The 21,017-nt window shown below is 62.5% G+C and carries 15 protein-coding genes; 14 read left to right on the top strand and 1 reads right to left on the bottom strand.

The annotated features are described in order from the left end of the window. Nucleotides 1–50 precede the first annotated feature (50 nt). From repA to ABIE33_RS17335, 3 genes are all read left to right on the top strand, one after another. The gene (gene repA / locus ABIE33_RS17345) at nt 51–1,310 is read left to right on the top strand and encodes a plasmid partitioning protein RepA (protein ID WP_065797629.1); all 1,260 of its coding nucleotides are present in this window, start codon (nt 51–53) and stop codon (nt 1,308–1,310) included. Nucleotides 1,311–1,314: 4 nt separating this feature from the next. Then, on the top strand, nt 1,315–2,379 hold the full coding sequence (repB, locus tag ABIE33_RS17340; protein ID WP_429127197.1) for a plasmid partitioning protein RepB: 1,065 nt from the start codon (nt 1,315–1,317) through the stop codon (nt 2,377–2,379). 349 nt (nt 2,380–2,728) lie between these two features. Beyond that, entirely contained in the window at nt 2,729–5,629 is a 2,901-nt protein-coding gene (locus ABIE33_RS17335; RefSeq protein WP_429127194.1) for a DNA translocase FtsK, read from the top strand. 119 nt (nt 5,630–5,748) lie between these two features. Here ABIE33_RS17335 and ABIE33_RS17330 read toward each other — a convergent pair whose 3' ends face one another. After that, nucleotides 5,749–6,150: a VOC family protein gene (locus ABIE33_RS17330; protein ID WP_429127191.1), complete on the bottom strand. Its 402-nt coding sequence runs from the start codon at nt 6,148–6,150 to the stop codon at nt 5,749–5,751. A gap of 270 nt (nt 6,151–6,420) precedes the next feature. Between ABIE33_RS17330 and ABIE33_RS17325 the strand changes: the two genes are divergently transcribed. From ABIE33_RS17325 to ABIE33_RS17275, 11 genes are all read left to right on the top strand, one after another. Then, the gene (locus ABIE33_RS17325) at nt 6,421–7,488 is read left to right on the top strand and encodes a LacI family transcriptional regulator (RefSeq protein ID WP_429127189.1); all 1,068 of its coding nucleotides are present in this window, start codon (nt 6,421–6,423) and stop codon (nt 7,486–7,488) included. Nucleotides 7,489–7,514: 26 nt separating this feature from the next. Beyond that, the gene (locus ABIE33_RS17320) at nt 7,515–8,261 is read left to right on the top strand and encodes a transporter substrate-binding domain-containing protein (protein WP_429127186.1); all 747 of its coding nucleotides are present in this window, start codon (nt 7,515–7,517) and stop codon (nt 8,259–8,261) included. A 79-nt stretch (nt 8,262–8,340) separates the two neighbouring features. Next, entirely contained in the window at nt 8,341–9,996 is a 1,656-nt protein-coding gene (locus ABIE33_RS17315) for an amino acid ABC transporter permease (protein WP_429127184.1), read from the top strand. A gap of 25 nt (nt 9,997–10,021) precedes the next feature. Beyond that, a complete protein-coding gene (locus ABIE33_RS17310) occupies nt 10,022–10,684 on the top strand; it encodes an SDR family oxidoreductase (RefSeq protein ID WP_429127474.1) in 663 nt (220 codons plus the stop codon). A gap of 17 nt (nt 10,685–10,701) precedes the next feature. Beyond that, complete coding sequence (locus ABIE33_RS17305; RefSeq protein WP_429127181.1) at nt 10,702–13,734, top strand: aminotransferase class III-fold pyridoxal phosphate-dependent enzyme; 3,033 nt, start codon at nt 10,702–10,704, stop codon at nt 13,732–13,734. Between the two features lie 202 nt (nt 13,735–13,936). Further along, complete coding sequence (locus ABIE33_RS17300) at nt 13,937–15,085, top strand: ABC transporter ATP-binding protein (RefSeq protein ID WP_429127178.1); 1,149 nt, start codon at nt 13,937–13,939, stop codon at nt 15,083–15,085. Between the two features lie 20 nt (nt 15,086–15,105). Continuing rightward, complete coding sequence (locus ABIE33_RS17295; RefSeq protein ID WP_429127175.1) at nt 15,106–16,338, top strand: ABC transporter substrate-binding protein; 1,233 nt, start codon at nt 15,106–15,108, stop codon at nt 16,336–16,338. A gap of 19 nt (nt 16,339–16,357) precedes the next feature. After that, nucleotides 16,358–17,314: a carbohydrate ABC transporter permease gene (locus ABIE33_RS17290; RefSeq protein WP_429127172.1), complete on the top strand. Its 957-nt coding sequence runs from the start codon at nt 16,358–16,360 to the stop codon at nt 17,312–17,314. Then, a complete protein-coding gene (locus ABIE33_RS17285; RefSeq protein WP_025429197.1) occupies nt 17,307–18,119 on the top strand; it encodes a carbohydrate ABC transporter permease in 813 nt (270 codons plus the stop codon). Before ABIE33_RS17290 ends, ABIE33_RS17285 begins: the two co-directional genes overlap by 8 nt. Nucleotides 18,120–18,122: 3 nt before the next feature. Next, the gene (locus tag ABIE33_RS17280; protein ID WP_429127169.1) at nt 18,123–19,826 is read left to right on the top strand and encodes an amylo-alpha-1,6-glucosidase; all 1,704 of its coding nucleotides are present in this window, start codon (nt 18,123–18,125) and stop codon (nt 19,824–19,826) included. 127 nt (nt 19,827–19,953) lie between these two features. After that, on the top strand, nt 19,954–20,988 hold the full coding sequence (locus tag ABIE33_RS17275; protein ID WP_429127167.1) for a LacI family DNA-binding transcriptional regulator: 1,035 nt from the start codon (nt 19,954–19,956) through the stop codon (nt 20,986–20,988). Nucleotides 20,989–21,017 lie beyond the last annotated feature (29 nt).

Raw genomic sequence — 21,017 nt, 5'->3', positions numbered from 1 at the left:
TGCCTCCCGGTGTCAATGATGTGGGAAGGCGCGCTAGGAGCACGGCGGGAATGGACATGACGGTAACACAGACGCGACCCGGGACGGATCTTTCCCACGCCCGGCAGCCGGCAGACGAAGCAATCGCAGCCGATGCCCGCGCCCTTTCCGAACAGTTGAAGGCAATGCGCGAGCGGCTGTTTCCGCCAACCGCGATGAAGACGCTTCGCAGCTTCACCTCCGGCGAAGCGGCCAAGTTGATCGGCGTCTCCGACGGTTACCTGCGCCAGCTTTCGCTTGCGGGTGAGGGGCCGCAACCCGACACCGGCACCGGCGGCCGCCGCTCCTATTCGCTCTCCGACATCAACGCGCTTCGCCGCCACCTTGCCGAGCAGGCACTTGCCAAGGGCAATGCCGCCAAGGCGCGCAGCTATCTGAAGTGGCGCGACCGCGAGCGCGGCGAACACCTGCAGGTCATTTCCGTCACGAATTTCAAAGGTGGTTCCGGCAAGACCACTTCTTCGGTCCATATCGCGCAGTATCTCGCCATGACCGGTCACCGCGTTCTCGCCGTTGACCTTGACCCGCAGGCGTCGCTTTCGGCGCTCTTTGGCTATCAGCCGGAGCTGGACCTCACTGGCAACGACACGCTCTATGGCGCCATCCGCTATGACGCCGAAGCGCGGCCGTTGAAGGACATCATTCGTCCGACCTATTTCGATGGGCTCGACCTGGTGCCGGGCAATCTGGAACTGCAGGAGTTCGAGCATACGACGCCGCAGGCACTCAGCGCCCGCCACAACGGGTCCGACGCCGGCCCGCTGTTCTTCGCTCGGGTGCAATCGGCGCTGGCAAGCGTTGCCGACGACTACGACGTCGTCGTCATCGACTGCCCGCCGCAGCTCGGCTATCTCACGCTGTCGGCGCTCTGCGCCTCGACTTCGGTGCTCGTCACCGTGCATCCGCAGATGCTCGACGTCGCGTCGATGAACCAGTTCCTCTACATGACCTCGGACCTGTTAAGCGTCGTGCGCGAGGCCGGCGGCGAACTCAACTTCGACTTCCTGCGCTATCTCGTCACTCGCTTTGAGCCGAACGACGGTCCGCAGGCACAGATCGTCGGTTTCATGCGCTCGCTGTTCGGAGACCGTGTCCTGACCTCGGCGATGGTCAAGTCGACCGCCGTTTCCGACGCCGGCCTGACCAAGCAGACGCTTTATGAAGTGGGCCGAGAGAACTTCACCCGCGCCACCTACGACCGCGCGATCGAATCCTTGAATGCCGTCAACGGCGAGATCGAAGCTCTCATTCATGCGGCCTGGGGGCGCTAAAGACATGGCTGGCAACCGCAAGAACGAATTGCGCGCCCTCTTTTCCGGAAACGTCGCGCCGGCAGCACCGACGCCCGTCGCCGAACAGAATGCGATGACCTCCGCTGAGATCACGACGCTGACGCCGGCAACACCTCCTGCCGATACGCCGCGGGCGGCCTCGGGCGCCATCAAGGCCATGGGCCTTTCACTCGGCAGCATCACCCGCGAGGCCGAAGAGGCCCGGTCGCTGCGCGAGGCGCTGCATCAGGGCGAACGCGTCGTTGAACTCGATCCGGATCTGGTCGACGCCTCATTCGTCGGCGACCGCCTAACCGACGGCGAGCTCGACGATCCGGACTTCCTGGCGCTTGGCGACAGCATTCGCGAGAACGGCCAGCAGTCACCGATCCTCGTGCGTCCGCACCCGGAAAAGCACGGCCGCTACCAGACCGCCTATGGTCACCGCCGGCTGAACGCCGTCCGCAGCCTCGGCATCAAGGTCAAGGCCATCGTCCGGTCCTTGACCGACGACGAGCTCGTCTTGGCGCAGGGCAAGGAAAACGCCGAGCGCCGCAACCTGTCGTTCATCGAGCGGGCGCTGTTTGCCGCAGCCCTGGTTGACCGCGGCTTCGACCGCAAGGTCATCGGCGATGCGCTCGCGGTCCAGAAGAGCGAGTTGTCGCGGCTGATCCAGGTCGCCGAAAGCGTTCCGCTGGCGATCGCTCGGGCGATCGGCCCGGCGCCGAAGGTTGGACGCGAACGCTGGATGGCGATCGGGACCATGCTCGAGGGCGAACCGGCACGACAGAAGGCTGAGGAAGAGATCGGTTTAAGGCGTTTCCTCGAGGCCGACAGCGACCAGCGCTTCCAGTTCGTCTTTGCGCGCCTGTCGCGCGTCGACCGGCAGGATCCGGCCAAGCCTGAGGTGCTCACCGATGAGGACGGCCGGAAGTTTGCCAAATTGAAGCGAGACGGAAAGAGTGCCCGGATCGAGTTTTCGCCCGACGTCAGTCTGGCTTTTATCGATGAGGCGATTGCGCTTCTGGCCAAACATCACGCGGCTTTCGTGGCGGCGCGCCGGAGCTGATCGCTCGCGATTTTCCCAAGCCAATGGCGGTCATTCTCGGGCCGGCGTGACAAGATCACGCCGGCCCGATTCGTTGTGACCTCTGTCTCCACCGAAGCGGCACACCCGGCCATGCCGCGGTGCCTCAAAATGACGATCCGGAAGAAATATTTTCGTTCCCATGCTGCCAGCGACAGAATGGCGCGATGCCCTTGAGCGGGATGGGGATTGCGGCCGTTTCGACGGCTGCTTTGCTGGAATGAACGGAGCGACCGACGTCTTTCGAGCGGCGCTTGGAAGGGACTTGTTAACCTTCATTTCCTATCGCTTAGCAGGCCCCTCGGCGATGTCTCTAGCTTTTCCAGGACCCATGCGTATTCCCAGGACAAACTTCTCTCAGGCAGCTTTGCATGATGCAAACCAGGCGGATTACTATGACGATCCGCAGGACGGTGCGTTGAGCGATATGCCCACCCATGACGTGGATCCCGTCGATCCGTACCAGTTGTACGAGGCGCCTGCCGCGCCTCGCAAGCCAGCCAACCAGCAATCGGACGCGACCGCGCATGTCGGCCGCGCAGCGCGCCTCTATGGCCAGGGCACGGCCTATGCGCCCGCGCAGGTGACGACGTCCACTGACGAGCCGCTGCCGACCCTTTCGGAGATCGCCGGCCACTACGGCGATTCGACGTGGGAGAGCCATTTCTTCCTGGCGCCGAATGTGCGTTTCACCCGCACGCCGGAACGGGAGTTTACCAAGCGCCGCGCGCCTTCGGACAGCGAAAGCGAAGTCGTATCCGAAGAAGCCAGCGCGCCCGTCGAAACGGCCGTCGCCGAGATCGCGGCAGTCGAGGTCGCTCCGGTGGCCAATGAGGTTACCGCCGCCGTCGAACCGCCGGTGGTTTTCGTCGCGCCGGTCCCCGCGCCCGAGCCGGCCTTGCCATCCTACAGCCCGTCCGAACTGCTGCGCGTGCTCACGAGCCAACTGCCGCATTGGTCGTCTGCAGCCAAGGCAGGGGCCGCCAACGCGGTTTCTGCCACTGACGCTGCAACCGCTGAGAGCCAGCCGGCCCAGGCCGTCAACGAAGCGCCTGCCGCCATCACGCCGGCTGCGACCGTCGGGCCGCAGCCGAGCGCGGAGCTGACAGCTCCCACGACGGAAGGTCCGGCCGACACGCGCCTGTCGTTCCTGTCGGATTTCGCCTTCTTCGAATTCGGTCCGTCCGCGCTTGATGACGAACCGTCGGCGGCCGCCACCGAACAGCCGAAGCCGTTCGTTGAAACGGCGGCGCCGGTTTCCTTTGCTCCAGCGCCCTTCGTGCCGACACCGATGCCGGTATCGACCGAGGGCCCCGTCAAGGCGGTCGAAATCAGGCGCATGCCGCCAACGGCGATCACGTCGCTGTTCCGCGTTGTCGAATGCCGCCCGGCAGCTGACGCGCCATCGATGCCTGCCGTCGTTGTGGCTGCGCCCGAAGAGCCGGTATCGATCGAACCCACGCCTGCTGCACCGGCGCCGATGATCGTGCCATCGGAAATCGCATCCGTTCCGCCGACTGCGGTCGAGCCTGCCGAGATCACGTCGCTTATGGCCGAGGAAGAGCCTGTTCGTACGGTTGCGACGGTCTCCAAAGCGGCGATCACCATGCCCGCCCAGGTCTCGCGCGCGCCGTCGCTGTTGCCGCCGATCGGCACGACCGAGCGTTTCTCCCAGGCCGACGGCTATGAATTTCCGGCCGAAGACCTATTGCAGGAACCGCCGGAAGGCCGCGGCTTCTTCATGTCGCAGGAACAGCTCGAACAGAATGCCGGGCTTCTCGAAAGCGTACTCGAAGATTTCGGCGTGCGCGGCGAGATCATCCACGTTCGGCCCGGCCCGGTCGTCACGCTTTACGAATTCGAGCCGGCACCCGGCGTCAAATCCTCGCGTGTGATCAATCTGGCCGACGACATCGCCCGCTCGATGTCGGCGCTGTCAGCCCGTGTCGCTGTCGTGCCCGGTCGCAACGTCATCGGCATCGAACTGCCGAATGCGACGCGCGAAACTGTCTATTTCCGCGAGCTGATCGAATCCGTCGATTTCCGCAAGACCAACTGCAAGCTGGCGCTTTGCCTGGGCAAGACGATCGGCGGCGAACCCGTCATCGCCGAACTCGCGAAGATGCCCCATCTGCTCGTCGCCGGCACCACCGGTTCGGGCAAGTCGGTGGCGATCAACACGATGATCCTGTCGCTGCTCTACCGGTTGAAGCCGGAAGAGTGCCGCCTGATCATGGTCGATCCGAAGATGCTCGAACTCTCCGTCTATGACGGTATCCCGCATCTCCTGACGCCTGTCGTCACCGATCCGAAGAAGGCCGTCATGGCGCTGAAATGGGCGGTGCGCGAGATGGAGGATCGCTATCGCAAGATGTCGCGCCTCGGCGTGCGCAACATCGACGGCTACAACCAGCGTGCCGCTGCCGCCCGCGAAAAGGGCGAGCCGGTGATGTGCACGGTCCAGGCCGGCTTCGAGAAGGGCACCGGCGAGGCGCTGTTCGAGCAGCAGGAAATGGATCTGGCGCCGATGCCCTATATCGTCGTCATCGTCGACGAGATGGCCGACCTGATGATGGTCGCCGGCAAGGAAATCGAAGGTGCTATCCAGCGGTTGGCGCAGATGGCGCGCGCTGCCGGTATCCACCTGATCATGGCGACCCAGCGCCCCTCGGTCGATGTCATTACCGGCACGATCAAGGCCAACTTCCCGACCCGCATCTCCTTCCAGGTAACGTCGAAGATCGACAGCCGCACCATTCTTGGAGAACAGGGTGCCGAGCAGCTGCTCGGCCAGGGCGACATGCTGCACATGCAGGGCGGCGGGCGGATCGCACGTGTCCACGGACCGTTCGTTTCGGACCAGGAAGTCGAACATGTCGTTGCGCATCTGAAGACGCAAGGCAGGCCCGAATACCTCGAAACCGTCACGGCGGACGAAGAGGAAGAAGAGCCTGCGGAAGAGCAGGGTGCCGTCTTCGACAAGACGGCCATGGCCTCGGAGGACGGCAACGAACTCTACGACCAGGCCGTCAAGGTGGTGCTGCGCGACAAGAAGTGCTCGACCTCCTACATCCAGCGTCGTCTGGGTATCGGCTACAACCGCGCCGCCTCGCTCGTGGAGCGCATGGAAAAGGAAGGCCTTGTGGGTGCAGCCAACCATGTCGGCAAGCGCGAGATCATCCACGGTAATCGCGACCATGCGGTTGCGCCTGACAGCGACGACATGGATTGACGAAGCGCGCTCACAGCGCAGTGCGGCACATAGCGTGCGTTTGCCTCTGATCGTTTCGAAAGGCCGCGAAGGATTTACTTCGCGGCCTTTTTCATGAGCGAGGCTTTTTGCGCGAGTCCTCACACTTCAGGCGCGTTGAAGACGGCCTCGATTGCGTGGCCATCGGGGTCGATGACAAACGCAGCGTAGTAGTTCGGCCCATAGTGCGATCTGAGCCCCGGTTTGCCATTGTCCCTTCCGCCGCAAGCGACCGCTGCCTCATGGAAAGCGTTGATAGCTGCGCGGTTCGGTGCGGCGAAAGCGAGATGAAAGCCCGGACCCGGCGCGCGCTGGCCCTTTGGGCAGAGCTTGATCGCCAGCTTGTCACCACCTCCCGCGACGCCGTAGCCGACGGCCTGGTCGGGCTCGCCCGGCCTGATATCGTCCCAAACCCTTATGTACCCAAGCGGCGCAAGAGCGGCATCGTAGAATGCGGCTGCGCGCACGATGTCCGAGACGCCAAACGAAATATGGTGAAGCATGAGGCTCTCGCTGCAGTTGGCCGATTTGTGCGCAAGCAGAGATCGGTAGACGCCGCTCCGCAAGCCCTTTTTGCCCGGCCGCGGCGCAAAGCACTCCTGCATCGGTACTTTATGTTCAAATTGACCCCCCGGCGTGGCGAAGGGCGGGCTTACTTAATCGGCATTCAGGTTCTCCCCTTTTTAGAATAAAAACGTTTTTATTTTTCTTGAAAACGTTTTTATTGGCTGTTACGCATAGGCACAGAGTGAGCCTGGGACCTGGGAGGGTGCATGGCGGCGCATATGCACAAAACCCGGCGGACGCCGGCACCAACGATTAAGACGCTGGCGGAGATCACCGGCTATTCCATCGCGACGATCTCGAAAGCGCTCAGGGAATCGCCAGTCGTGGCGCCCGTGACCCGCGATCTCATCTTCAAGGCGGCGCGCGAAGTCGGATACCAGGCCAATGCGCGCGGGATGGCGCTTCGCACCGGAAAGAGCTTCCAGGCCGCGGTGCTGATGCCGGTGACAGCCGCGCGCGACTACGAGTGGGACGGCGTCGAATATACCCAGGTCTTGAGCGGCGTCAGCCAAGCGCTCGAAGGCACCGATTATCGCATGTCGGTGCACGTCATCCGCGATGCTGCCGATGGTGCCGAGACGGCGCGCCGCATCGTCGATCAGGGGCTTGCCGACGGATTGATTTTTTCGGGTATTCTTGCCGACGACCCGCGCATCGATCTGCTGGTCGACCATCACTTTCCCTTCGTTTCGATGGGGCGTTGCCGCAAGGATCTGATCTACGCCCATGTCGACATCGACAACGAATGGGCAGCGCACGCAGCAACTTCCAGGTTGCTTGCCGGCGGTCACCGTCGTATCGCGCTCGTCAACCCCGAGCGCCGGTTCTCCTATGCGTTGGACAGGCTGGACGGCTTCGCCCGTGCTTTCCGCGAGGCCGGCATCGCCGCCTCCGCTGACCTGATTGTTGAAGGCGATCTATCGACCCATTTCGGGAGGAAGAGCGTAATCGACCTCTTGCAGGTCGCCGAGCCGCCGACCGCCTTCGTCTGCATCAACGAATCGACGACGCTCGGCGTACTGTCGGGTCTCGGCAGTCTTGGGCGGCAGGTGGGCGTCGATGTCGACGTGATCGCCTATGACGACATCAACGTCAGCGCCTATTTCACCCCGCCGATCACCACCTTCTACCAACCGATCGAGGTCCTCGGGCGGACCCTCGGGCAGTTCCTGTTGAAGCGCATGGAGGGTGAGGACCCGAAGGCGCTCAGGCAGGTCTTCAGGCCAACCCTGATCGAAAGACAGCCGGACAATCTCGGCGGCAGGTTGGCTTGAGCATTCATCATCCAAGGAGGAGAACCATGAAAAAACTGATCATTGCGCTGACCTTTGCAGCTCTTTCCGCAAGCGTATCCCACGCCGCCGATCTCGGCGGAAAATTGCTCAAGGTGGGATCCGACACCACCTCGCCGCCGATGGAGAGCGTCGATCCGGCAACCGGACAGATCGTCGGCTTCGACGTCGACGTGGTCAACGCGGTCTGCGCCAAGATCAATTGCCAGGCCGAGTTCATCACCACCGGCTGGGACGGCATCTTCGCAGCCCTCGACCAGGGCAACTTCGACCTCGTCGCGTCAGGCGTCTCGATCACCGAGGAACGCAAGAAGGCCATGGATTTCTCCGACCCTTACATCGTCAACAGCCAGGCCGTGCTGATGCGCGTTGAAGACCAGGACATCACGCTCGAACGCTTCAAGGACGCCGGCAGAAAGCTGTCCGCCCAGGCGAACACCACCGACGCCCAGGTTGCCGAGAGTGTCGTCGGCAAGGAGAACGTCGCCGCCTATGACACCTTCAGTGCCGCCATCATCGCGCTCAAGAACAAGGACGTCGACGGCGTCGTCATCAACGGCGCCAATGCGGCCGCCTACGAGCGCGAATTCGCGGGCGAACTGGTGGTCGCCATCAAGGATCTGGAATCCGATCCGCTCGGTCTCGTCTTCCGCAAGGGCGACGAGAATGTTGCGGCCTTCAACGAGGGCCTGAAGATGATCAAGGACGACGGCACGCTTGACCAGCTGGTCAACAAGTACTGGGGCCTGAAGTAAGCCTCCCGCAATGTCCCCGGAGCGCCGACGTGCGCTCCGGGATCACAGCCTGTTCCATTCGATACCCCCGGAGGAATGAATGTCGTTCCTGAGAAGCGTGCGTCCGAGCAATCTCATCATCCTGACCGCGCTGCCCTTCATCATCTATCTCTTCGTATCCTCCGGAGACTATCAGCGGTCGCTTCGCGCCATTCTTGGCGTCGAGAATGGATCGTCGGCCTTCGTGTCCGGCTTTCTCGCGCTGGCGATTGCCTTTTCGGCGGGACTTGGCGTCCTCCTGTTCTCACGGCCGAAGGCAAGCCGCCCGAAATGGGCCGTCGCCGCGGCCGTATTGAACGTTGCGGCAGCAGGCGTCCTGCTCCTCGGACATAACATTCATCCCTTCGTCGCCTCCGTGGTGGCAAACGGCGTCGATGCGTTCAAATCCGAGCTGATCGTCAAGGGCGTCACACCGCGCCAGCTGACGGAGGCGGCCGATCTATGGGTGCGGGGCGTCGAGGCCTGGCTGTTTCCGGCCTATCTGCTTCTGAGCCTTCTCGGCCTTGGGCTGTTTTTTGCAGGCGCGCGCGCCGGCGAGCCGCTGGACAGTCCGTTGCGACGGGTCGGACGCTGGATCCTTGGCGTCGTCAACGGCGCCGGGCTGGTGTTCGTTTTCTTCTTCGCGCATATCGCCTTTGCCGCGGGCGTGGCGACCACCATCCGCGCGGCGATTGCCGCCTATATTCTGGCCGCGGTGATGGGTCTCGTCTGGGTCGGCCTGTTGCAACTGCGTTCGACGGTGCGCACCAGCCTCTATTTCGCGGTAGCCACGCTGGTTCTGGCGCTTGTGGCCGGTTGGTTCCTGCTGCAGCCGCGCGACACCTACGTGCTTGCGGGCACGCTCGAGGGTAAGGTCGGCATCGTCACCAACACGCCGGCGGGTTTGATCGGCGCGGTGCGGTTCGGCCAGTATGACGGCGGCCCGCAGACCGAAACGCCGGTCCGCACCTTTGTCGGCCCGAGCGAGGCGCTCGCCTCCATCGCCAAGAACGAAGGCGTCAGCGCCGCCTTGCTGCCGGCTGCATCGGTGCCGGCCGATCTGCCGGTGCTCTGGAAGACCGAAGCGCTCAACGACCGCGATCGCGCGACCGGCATCACGATCGCCGTGCTTGCGATCATCCTCGGGCTTCTGACGTTTGGCGGCTATCTGCATCAGCGCCATCCGCTGGCGATTGGCTCGGAATTCATCGTCGATACCATTCGCGGCATTCCGATGCTGGTGATCGTGCTCTATGTCGGCCTGCCGCTCAGCGGTGCGTTGAAGGATGCCACCCAGGGCGTTCTCGACCCGCCCAATCTGGTGCGCGGTATCGTCGCCATGGCGCTTGCCTATTCGGCCTACCTCGCCGAAATCTTCCGCTCGGGCATCAACGCCATTCCGGTCGGCCAGGTCGAGGCGGCGCGCAGCATCGGCCTCAATCGCTGGCAGACGGCGCGGCTCGTCATCCTGCCGCAGGCGTTCCGGATCATCATTCCGCCGCTCGGCAACGAGTTGATCGCGATCCTCAAGGACACCTCGCTTCTGTCGATCCTGTCGATCCGCGACATCACCCAGCGCATGCGCGAGTTCCAGTCTGCAAGCTTCCTGCCGTTCGCGCCCTATAACTCCGCGGCGATCTTCTACATTTTCCTGACGCTTGCCGCGGCGAGCCTGGTGAACATGGTCGAGAGAAAATATGACATCAAGCATCGATAGGGCGGGCCAGAGGACGCCGCGCACGGTGTTGATCACCGGCGCGTCGCGTGGCCTGGGTCGCGAACTCGCGGCGCTTTATGCGGCTGACGGCTGGCGCGTCGTCGGTTGCGTCAGGGGGGAGGTGTCATTCACCGGCACGATCGAGGCGCACAAGCTTGATGTCTCCGACCCCGCTTCGATCGCGGCCCTCGGCAATGCGCTCGAAGGCGTGGCAATCGACGTCCTGATCAACAATGCCGGCATACGCGGAGACATCGGCGGGCTGGAGACTCTCGATAGCGGCGATTTCCTTGAGGTGATGCGCGTCAATGCATTGGCGCCTTTGCTTCTGGCACGTGCGCTGCATACGAACCTTGTTGCTGGCGCGAGCCGCGTTATCGCCAATATCAGCAGTCGCGCCGGCTCGCTTGCCGAGGGCACACTCGACGACGATGACGGCGACTATGCCTATCGCTGCTCGAAGGCGGCCCTGAACATGGCGACGGTGAAGCTGGCGCAGGATTTTCGCAAGGACGGCATCGCCGTCCTGTCGCTGCATCCGGGCTGGGTGAAGACCGACATGGGAGGGGACGAGGCGAGCGTTCCGGTGGCGACCAGTGCCGCCGGGCTGAAAGCAATTATCGACGAGGCGAACATGGTCGATAGCGGCAGTTTCTGCAGCTACGACGGACGACGGATTTCATGGTGACGGGACACGCAGCAGACATGGCACAGGCAGACTTGAAGATTGAGCAGGAGCTGGCGGCAATCCGAGCGCTGCTCATCGAAAGCTACCGTATCGAAGGGGATATCTCGCCACTGCCGGGCGAGCACGACCTCAACTATCGCGTCCGTGCGCAAAACGGCGAGCAATATCTGTTGAAACTGCACGCGCCCGGCGATGCCGTCGATCTCGACATGCAGGTCGCGGTGCTCGATCATCTCGCGAGAACGGCCGCCCATCTGCCGGTCTCGCGGCCGGTGCCTGACCGCGCCGGAGCGTCAACGGTGAAGGCGACGGTGCGAGGTGAGCGCACCGCCCGGCTGCTGACCTGGCTTCCCGGCGACATCTGGGCGAAATCCGCGTCCCACGGTCTTGCGAGCGCGGAAACGCTTGGGCATCTGCTCGGCCGGCTCGATCAAAGCCTCAAGAACTTTGCCCATGCAGGCACAAAACGCGTCTATGCCTGGGATATCGGCCGCGCCGACATGCATCTGAAGCATGTGGACCTGATTGATGGCGACGACAAGCAGGCTGCGGTGCGCGCGATCCTTGAACGGTTCACTGCTTCCGTCCTTCCAGGCCTCGAAGCCTGCCCGCGTCAGGTCATCCACAACGACGCCAACGACTATAACGTGCTGCTGGACGGCGAGGGGCGCGTCAGCGGCCTGCTCGATTTCGGCGATATGGTCGAGACCTGGCGTGTCGTCGAGATTGCGGTCGCTGCAGCCTACGCGCTGATCGGCGCCAAGGATGCGGTTGGCACGATCGGCACACTCGCCGGCACCTATCACCGCGCAAACGCGATCAGCGAGACCGAAGCGGGGTTGATCTTCGACCTCGTTCGCACCCGCTATGCCGTCAGCATGTGCATGGCGGCCAAGCAGATCCGGGACAATCCTGAAAACACCTACCTGCTTGTCAGCCAGGAGGATGTCTGGCGCGAGCTTCAGCGGCTCGAACGCGAGAACCGCGCGATTGCCATCGCCCGCATCCGTGACGCCTGCGGCTTTGCGCCGATCGCCCATGCGGCCGCCGTCACGCGTTGGCTGGAGCAGAATGCCCATGGCTTCTCCGCCATCGTCAGGCCGTCCATCGCCAAACCTCAGGTCGCCGTCTTCGATTTCTCCGCCTCCAGCTCCGAGGCCGCGCAATGGGCCGCACTCGACGCTGCGGCGGCAGAGGCGCGGATCGCGGACCGCATCCGCGCGCACAATGCCGATTTCGGCATCGGCCTTTATGGTGAGGATCGCGCGATCTATCAGGGCGACGCCTACGAAACGGCAACCGCCGGCGAGCGCCGTTCAATCCATCTCGGCGTTGACATCTTCGCGCCGGCGCTGGAGCCGGTACACGCGCCGTTCGCCGGCAAGGTCGCCTTCCTTCATGACGATGCCGTCGTCTTCGGTTTCGGCCCGACGGTCCTGCTGGAACACGCAACCGATGCCGGCGACACCTTCTGGACACTTTATGGCCATCTGTCTCGCGGCTCTATCGCCGGGTTGACGATCGGTCAGCACATCGCCACAGGCGACAGCTTCGCTACGCTTGGTCCGAGCGAAGAAAACGGCAACTGGGCGCCGCATCTGCATTTCCAGCTGGTGACCGACCATCTCGGGCTCGAAGGCCGCATGTTCGGCGTCGGCGTGCGTGATCAATGGCAGGTCTGGCGTGAGGCCAGCCCCGATCCGAGCGTCGTGCTTGGACTGCCTGTGCCAGCCTCGGTGATCGTCGCGCGCGACCAGGACTTTCTCGTGCGCGAACGCCACCGGCGCATCGGCCGTTCGCTCAGCATCGCCTATAGCGCCGCACCGTTGAAGATCGTCGGTGGCGAGGGCGCTCACCTGATCGACGAGGATGGCACCCGTTGGCTCGACATGGTCAACAATGTCTGCCACGTCGGCCATTGCCATCCGCGCGTGGTGAAGGCGGCGCAAACGCAGATGGGCAAACTCAACACCAACTCCCGCTATCTGCACGATTCGCTGGTCGAATATGCGCGGCGACTGACAGCGCAGTTCCCCGACCCACTCAACGTCTGCTTCTTCGTCAACTCCGGCAGTGAAGCCAACGATCTGGCGCTCAGGCTGGCGCGCGCCTATACCGGAAACCGTGACGTCATCACCGTCGATCATGCCTACCACGGCCATCTCTCGAGCATGATCGACGTCAGCCCCTATAAGTTTGCCGGCAAGGGCGGTGAGGGGCGCCCCGCCCATGTCCAGGTCGCGGAAATGCCGGATCTCTATCGCGGCCGTTATCGCTACGGCGATGCCGATGCCGGCCGCAAATATGCCGACGACGTGCGCAATCAGGTTCTGGCGCTCGGCGCCAACGGCCGTAGCCCGGCGCTGTTCTTCAGTGAGGGCATTCTCGGGACGGGCGGGCAACTGACCTTGCCGGAAGGCTATCTGCGCGAGGCTTATGCCCATGTGCGCGCCGCCGGCGGCCTATGCCTTGCCGACGAAGTCCAGGTCGGCTTCGGGCGCGTCGGCAGCCATATGTGGGCGCACCAAACGCAAGGCGTGGTCCCGGATATCGTCACGATGGGCAAGCCTATCGGCAACGGACATCCGATGGCGGCCGTCGTCACCACCGAGGCGATTGCCGCATCCTTTGCCAATGGGATGGAGTATTTCAACACCTTCGGCGGCAATCCGGTTTCGGCCGAGATCGGCCTTGCGGTGCTGGACGTCATTCGCGACGAGCGGTTGATGCACCATTGCCAGGTTGTCGGCGACCGGCTGATGGACGGCGCTCGTGCGCTTGCCAAGCGCCATGCCATCATCGGTGATGTGCGCGGCCACGGTCTCTTCAACGGCATCGAACTGGTGCGTAACCGCGAGACGCTGGAGCCGGCGGCAGAAGAACTCGACTTCGTCATTGCCGAAATGAAGCGCAAGCACCGGATTCTGCTCAGCAGCGAAGGACCGCACCACAACGTGCTGAAGGCCAAGCCGCCGGCACCCTTCAGCGCTGCGGATTGCGACTATTTCCTTGAGGCTCTCGACGAGACGCTCGGGCGTCTAAGCCCTTGAGCAAGATACGATACGGCCGGTCATGCACCAGCCGTATCTCATTTGTGCCCTTTGTCGTGCACAGCAAATGTCCATCGCTCAATTTTTTTCCTTTACAACGAAGTTAAACGTTTTTATCGTTCATATAAACGTTTAACACGAACGTGTGGCAGGTTGGCTGTCGAGCCTTTCGCCGCAATGTTCGCCATCAGGGGAGGGCCCGTTGGCAGCTATCCGTATTGAAAATCTGCGCAAAGGCTTTGGTTCGCTCGAAGTCTTGAAGGGCATCAATCTCGATATCGCCGACGGCGAATTCGTCTGCTTTCTCGGGCCGTCGGGTTGCGGCAAGAGCACGCTCTTGCGTTCGATCGCCGGCCTCGAGGAGCTTGATTCCGGCTCCATCCGTCTCGGCGATCGCGATATTACCGATCTGCGCTCAGCCAAGCGCGATATCGCCATGGTGTTCCAGAATTACGCGCTCTATCCACACATGAATGTGCGCAAGAACCTGTCCTTCGGCCTGGCTCTGAACGGCATGAAGCGCGACGAGATCGACCGCCGCGTCAACAATGCAGCCGATATCCTGCGTATTTCCGAGCTTCTGCACCGCAAACCGCGCCAACTCTCCGGCGGCCAGCGCCAGCGCGTCGCCATCGGCCGCGCGATCGTGCGCGAGCCGAAGCTGTTCCTGCTCGACGAACCGCTATCGAACCTCGATGCCGGCCTGCGCGTCACCATGCGCGTCGAGCTTGCCGCTCTCCACGAGCGCCTCGGCGTCACGATGATCTACGTCACCCACGACCAGGTCGAGGCGATGACGCTGTCGGATCGCGTCGTCGTTCTGGACAAGGGCAAGGTCAGCCAGTTCGGCACGCCGCTCGAACTCTTCTACCAGCCGGCGAACCTCTTCGTTGCCGGTTTCATCGGTTCGCCGCGGATGAACATCGTCACCGCCAATCTCGTGCGCCAGGACCGTTCCGAGTTGACGCTTTCGGGCGGCGGTTTGGTGCGGGATCTGACGCTCGAAACACTGTCTTCGGCCGTCGTCGCGAAGGACAAGCCGGTGACGATCGGCATCCGGCCGGACAAGCTCGAACTGGTTTCGCCTGAAGAGGCGCATCTGGTCGGCGATGTTCGCCTGGTCGAGCGGCTCGGCACCGAAAGCCACGTTCACATCGGGCTTGAGAACGGTTCCGACATGACGGCGGTCGTGCGCGGCACGCATCCGGTTTCAAACCGCGAGCGCATCCATCTGCGCATCCCTGCCGAGCATTGCCATCTGTTCGATGCTGACGGCATGGCGATCGCCCGTACGCTCGATCCCGAGACGCAGATGCTGATCAATCAGGAAAAAAGCAAAAGGGTCGCGTGACCCGAATGAGGAGGAGAAGCATGCAGAACAAGACGAAGTCGCTCATCGGCTCGCTGATGGTGCTGGCGATGACCGGAACTGCCACGGCCCGCGCTGAAGAGACCTTGCGCTTTGCCACCTGGGACACCGATGAGAGCCTGGCGATCCAGCAGGCAATCGCCAAGAAGTTCGAGGAAAAGCATCCGGGCGTGAAGGTTCAGGTCGAGCCCTATGCCGACGGCTACGATCAGAAACTGATCGCCGCCTTCGGCGCCGGCAGTCCGCCCGACGTCATGTATATGTGGAATTTCCCGCAGTACTACACTTCGCTGATGCCGCTCGACGACCTGATCGCGCGCGACGCCGCCGAAGTGAAGCCGGACGATTTCCCCAAGGGCCTGATGAACACGACACGCGTCGAGGGCAAGACCTACGGCATGCCGTCAGGCTTCACGACCCAGGTCGTCTTCTACAACAAGGACATGTTCGCCAAGGCCGGCGTCGAGGAGCCGAAGGACGGCTGGACCTGGGACGACCTGCGCGCCAAGGCCGCCAAATTCCGTGACGAGAAGAACAAGGTCTACGGCTTTGCCGTCGACGCCAAGCCGGATCCTTACGACTTCGAGCAGTTCCTGTGGTCGAACGGCACCAAGTACATCTCCGACGACGGCAAGCAGATCGACGGCTACATGAACAGCGATGCGGCTGCCCACGTCCTCGACATGTTCGGCGACATGGCCAAGAAGCAGGAAGCGATCACGCTCAACCTCGGCGACGACACCTCGGGCAGCACGCTGTTCAAGGGTGGCAAGATCGCCATGTTCCAGAGCGCTATGTGGTCGAAGGCAGGCATCGATGCCGCTGGCTTCAAATATGGTGTCGCGCCGCTGCCGAAGTTCGGCGACAAGACGGCCCATTCTGCACTCGGCGTCTCGGCGATCTCGATCGCCAAAGATGCCGCCCATGCCGATCTCGCCTGGGAATTCGTCAAGTTCTTCTCCTCGCCCGAAGCCGTTGCCATGCGGACCAATGACCTGCCGGTTCGCACCAGCGTCGCTGAAGAAAAGGGCATGACCACGGACGCGATCTACAAGCCGTTCTTCGACATTCTTGGCACCTCGAACACCGAAACCCACGCGTTCCTGAAGAACGCCAACTGGGGCAAGGTGCAGGACAATGTCGCGCGCGCCATCGAAGCAACCATGATCGACCAGGGCAACGCCAAGCAGCATCTGGACGATGCCGTCAGCCGTTCCAAGCGGCTGATCAAGTAAGCAAAGGGAGTACGGGGAGATGGATATGACCTATGCCGGGGCAGAGCCTAAGGTGGTAAGGCGCAAGCGCTCCGCCATCGCACGCTATGCAGCGCCTTATCTGTTCATCTCCCCGTGGATCCTCGGGTTCCTGTTCTTCACGCTTGGCCCCCTCGTCTTCTCCCTGACGATGAGCTTCTACGACTGGCCCGTCGTCGGTGAGCGGACCTTCGTCGGTCTCGACAACTACCGCTCAATGCTGTTCGACGATCCGCAGTTTTGGGAGAGCCTCTGGATCACGGTGAAGTTCGCGGCGATCTACGTGCCGTTCAACATTATCATGTCGTTCCTGCTGGCGATGATGCTGCACAACATCACCTTTGCCAGCGGCTTCTTCCGCACTGCCTTCTATCTGCCGAGCGTCATTTCCGGCGTCGCCCTGGTGACGATCTGGAGCTGGATCTACAGCAAGGAATATGGCCTCCTGAACTTCATGCTGTCGCTCGTCGGCATCGATGGGCCGAACTGGCTCGGCGATCCGAATCTCGCAATCGTCGCGATCATCATCGCCAGCCTCTGGGGGCTCGGCGGTACCATGTTGATCCTTCTGACCGGCCTGAAGGCCATTCCGAAGGAGCTTTACGAGGCGGCGACCGTGTCGGGCGTTCCCGGCTGGGCGCAGATGCTGTTCATCACCCTGCCGATGCTCGGGCCGATGCTGCTCTTCACCTTCATCACCTCAATCATCTCGGCCTTCCAGCAGTTGACCATCGCCCTGCTTCTGACCAAGGGCGGCCCGCTCGGCTCCACCTATTTCTTTGCCATGTACATCTACGACAACGCCTTCAAATATTTCGACATGGGTTATGCCGCCGCCGGCTCCTGGGTGATGTTCATCATCGTTCTGGCGCTCAGCCTCGGCGTCATGCGCTGGTCGGCCGCCTGGGTCTACTACGAAGGCGAAGTCCGCCAGAACGATGGAGAAGGCCATGCGTAAGACGCTGCTCTATTCCGCACTGATCCTGCTCTCGGCCCTGTTCATCGCGCCGTTCTATTGGACCTTCATGACGGCGATCAAAAGCACCGCCGACCTCTACCAGTTCCCGCCGGTCTTCTGGCCGTCGGAATGGCATTGGGAGAATTTTGCCGCCGCCTGGAACAAGCAGCCTTTCGGTACCTACCTGACCAACTCGGTCATCGTCGTGGTGTTTTCGACCATCGGGCAGCTGATCTCGAGCTCGCTGGTCGCCTATGGCTTCGCCCGCTTCCGCTTCCCCGGCCGCGATCCGCTGTTCATCGTGCTTTTGGCCACCATGATGATCCCGTGGGACGTGAAGATGATTCCGCTCTACATGGAATTCAACATGCTCGGCTGGATCAACACGCTGAAGCCGCTGATCGTGCCTGCCTATTTCGCCGACGCCTTCTTCGTCTTCCTGCTTCGCCAGTACATCATGACCGTGCCGATGGAGATCGACGAAGCGGCACGCATGGATGGCGCCAACGCCTTCGACATCTATTGGCGCATCCACCTGCCGCTGATGATGCCGGCCCTGGTGCTGGTCGGCACCTTCCACTTCATGAACGCGTGGAACGACTATCTCGGTCCGCTGATCTTCCTCAACGACCAGTCGAAATACACGCTGACGCTCGGACTTTCGATGTTCAAGGGCCTGCATGAGGTCGACGTCACCTCGATCGCTGCGATCACGGTGATCCTCTGCCTGCCGCCGCTGGCACTCTTCTTCGTCGCCCAGCGCTACATCATGGACGGCGCGGTCGGCTCGTCGGTGAAGGGATAAGCGATGCTGTTCGATATCGATCATATCCCCTTCAGCCGCAGGGGCCGGTTCCTGACGCTTTCGATGATGAAGGTGCCGGGCGGCGACGGCGCGCGTGCGCTGTACCTGCGCTTCGTTGCCGGCGGCGACGAACGGCCCTCGCTCGGGCGCCTTTGCCGCGTCGAGTTCCTCGATGCCATGGGCAAGCTGGCTGAGGCGACCTTCGACCTTTCGCCGGAGCGGCTCGACGTTCGCGTTGGTGAGGGCGAGGTCGCGTTCGTCATCGGCGAGGGCGAGCGGCTGCATGTCAGCGGCGAAAACGCCGGCGTGCGCTTCCATCTCGAAGGCTCGCGCTATGACTACGTTTATCGCACGCCCAACGGCGATGATTGCCTGGTGGCGGCCGTCGAGAACGTCAAGTTCATTCCCCGCGCAGTATCTGGCACGCTTGACGTGTCGGGCGCCTGGCAGCGCGATCACTCGGCCGACGTCTCCTTCGCCTTCACGGGCACAGGCGTTTTCGAGGGCAACGTCGACTTCTTCCGCACCGTGCCGCCGACAGCGCCGCTTGAGAGCTTCGCGGATGCGCTTTCCGACGTCACTGTCGAGTTCGAGAAGTGGCACCGCACCGTGCCAAACGGCACGCTCGGCCAGGACGAGGCACATCGGCTGGCAAGCTATCTGCTGTGGGCAAACGGCGTACCAACAGGCGGACAGCTGACACGGCCAGCGATCTACATGTCCAAAAACCACATGATCAACATCTGGAGCTGGGATAACGCCTTTTCGGCACTGGGTGTGGCGGCCGTCGACGCCGAGTTGGCCTTCGACCAGTTCGCGGCCATCTTCGATCACCAGGATGGGTCCGGCCTGCTGCCGGATTACATCAACGATCGCGACGTGCTCTTCGCCTTCACCAAGCCGCCTGTGCATGGTTGGGCGGTGTCTCTGATCGCGGCAAGGCATCCGGATTTCCTCACAGTGGAGCGCAAGGCCTATCTGCGCGATGCGATCGGCAAGCAGGTTGACTACTGGATGACCCATGCGCGTGCGGACGCAACGTCGCTGCCGAGCTACTTTCACGGCAACGACAGCGGTTGGGACAACGCGACCTTCTTTGCCGAGGGCGGGCCGGTCATCTCGCCTGATCTGCCGGTGTTTCTCATTCTTGCCTGCGAGACGCTTGCGACCTTGCTTGAGAGCGATCCGTCGTGTGCGGCAGAATGGAACGCCAAGGCAGACGGCCTGCAGGCGCTGCTGTTTGAGCGTCTCTGGACCGGCGAAACCTTCGGCGCCCGGCTCGCGCGCGAACCGGATCGGATCCTGCCGGGCGAAAACCTGATCCAATTCATGCCGCTGTTGCTCGGCGCGCGTCTGCCGACCGAGATGCGCGAAAAGCTCGTTGCCCGTCTCGTTTCGGGCGGCTTCATCACCGCGTGGGGGCCGGCAACGGAAAGCCCGAAAAGCTCGTTCTATGAGGATGACGGCTACTGGCGCGGCCCGATCTGGGCGCCGACGACGCTTCTTCTCTGGGATGGCCTTCGCCGGCAAGGGGAGATTGAACTGACGCGCGAAATCGCGGAAAAGTTCTGTTCACTTGCCAGCAAAAGCGGTATGGCCGAAAACTTCGATGCGCGGTCAGGGAGGGGCCTTCGCGATCGGGCTTTCGCCTGGACATCCGCAGTCTATCTCCTGCTGGCGGCATCGCTCAGCGATAGAGCGGGATGAGGAAAAATGCGCGCAGTTTTCCGCCCGCATCCCGCTCTAACTTATGAGAATCGATCACGTTCATGATTTCGGGTCGAGCCGACCCAAGATCATCGTGATCTAGCAACCCGTGACGAGCCGAGACGCCATGCAGAGACCGACGATCAAGACCATTGCGCAGGAAACGGGGCTGTCGATCGCCACCGTTTCCAAGGCCCTGAAGCATTCGCCTCAGGTTCGCCCGGAGACGCGCGCGATCGTGATCGAGGCGGCAGAGCGCGTCGGCTACGAACTCAACATGCATGGCGTGCAGTTGCGCACCGGCAAGACCTACCAGGTCGCAGCGATCATGACCGCGCCGGGACCGAAGCAGAACGAGTGGGAAGGCGTGGAATACGCCCAGCTCCTGAGTGGCATCTCCTGGGCGCTGGAAGACAGCCCTTACCGGGTCTCGCTCTATGCGGTCAGGAATTTCGAGGAAAGCCAGGCGATCATCAAGCAGATCGTGTCGCTGAAGAAGGCCGACGGCATCATCATCTCGGGCACGCGCGCCGACGATCCGCGCATCCGCACGATGCAGGCGGCGGATTTTCCCTTCGTCACCTATGGCACGAGCGTGCACAATGCGCCGCATGCCTATGTCGATGCCGACAACGAGCAGATGATCCGCGTTTCGATGGCGAGACTGGTCGAGCGCGGCCACCGCCGCATCGCACTTCTCAACCCTTTGTCGGATCTGAGCTACGGCATCACCCGGTTTGAAAGCTACAGGCGTGCGCTCGAGGTCGCCGGCCTGCCCTTCGATCCGGCTCTGGTCGCACATGGGCGGCTGACGCCGGCCTTCGGGCGGGAAAACGTGCTGACGATGGCGGATCTTTCCAATCCGCCGACTGCCTATATCTGCGCCAACGAGGCGTCTGCGCTCGGTGCCTTCTCCGGCTTCCATGAGCGCGGCCTGGTGCATGGCCGCGACGCCGTCATCAACGCCACCGACGATCTCAACGTCAGCCAGTATTTCGCGCCGCCGATCACCACATACTACTTGCCGATCAGCGAACCGAGCAGCCTGCTCGGCGCCTACATCCTTCGCCGGATGGAAGGCGAGCCGCCAGAAGCGCTGCAGACGCTGCTGATGCCGAAGCTGATCGAACGCTGCGACGACCGCCTGACCCCGAACCGCTGAACACGACAACGAACCCAAGACCACACGAA

Origin of the sequence: Ensifer sp. 4252, from assembly GCF_050434565.1 — a bacterium.
Classification (GTDB): domain Bacteria; phylum Pseudomonadota; class Alphaproteobacteria; order Rhizobiales; family Rhizobiaceae; genus Ensifer.
Note: the sequence above shows the minus strand (reverse complement) of the source record. Positions and strands in the feature narration are given on the sequence as shown.

Coding starts and splice junctions, on each gene's coding strand:
- repA (WP_065797629.1), top strand. CDS start 51: ATGGACATGACGGTAACACAGACGCGACCCGGGACGGATCTTTCCCAC.
- repB (WP_429127197.1), top strand. CDS start 1,315: ATGGCTGGCAACCGCAAGAACGAATTGCGCGCCCTCTTTTCCGGAAAC.
- ABIE33_RS17335 (WP_429127194.1), top strand. CDS start 2,729: ATGCGTATTCCCAGGACAAACTTCTCTCAGGCAGCTTTGCATGATGCA.
- ABIE33_RS17330 (WP_429127191.1), bottom strand. CDS start 6,150: ATGCTTCACCATATTTCGTTTGGCGTCTCGGACATCGTGCGCGCAGCC.
- ABIE33_RS17325 (WP_429127189.1), top strand. CDS start 6,421: ATGGCGGCGCATATGCACAAAACCCGGCGGACGCCGGCACCAACGATT.
- ABIE33_RS17320 (WP_429127186.1), top strand. CDS start 7,515: ATGAAAAAACTGATCATTGCGCTGACCTTTGCAGCTCTTTCCGCAAGC.
- ABIE33_RS17315 (WP_429127184.1), top strand. CDS start 8,341: ATGTCGTTCCTGAGAAGCGTGCGTCCGAGCAATCTCATCATCCTGACC.
- ABIE33_RS17305 (WP_429127181.1), top strand. CDS start 10,702: ATGGCACAGGCAGACTTGAAGATTGAGCAGGAGCTGGCGGCAATCCGA.
- ABIE33_RS17295 (WP_429127175.1), top strand. CDS start 15,106: ATGCAGAACAAGACGAAGTCGCTCATCGGCTCGCTGATGGTGCTGGCG.
- ABIE33_RS17290 (WP_429127172.1), top strand. CDS start 16,358: ATGGATATGACCTATGCCGGGGCAGAGCCTAAGGTGGTAAGGCGCAAG.
- ABIE33_RS17285 (WP_025429197.1), top strand. CDS start 17,307: ATGCGTAAGACGCTGCTCTATTCCGCACTGATCCTGCTCTCGGCCCTG.
- ABIE33_RS17280 (WP_429127169.1), top strand. CDS start 18,123: ATGCTGTTCGATATCGATCATATCCCCTTCAGCCGCAGGGGCCGGTTC.
- ABIE33_RS17275 (WP_429127167.1), top strand. CDS start 19,954: ATGCAGAGACCGACGATCAAGACCATTGCGCAGGAAACGGGGCTGTCG.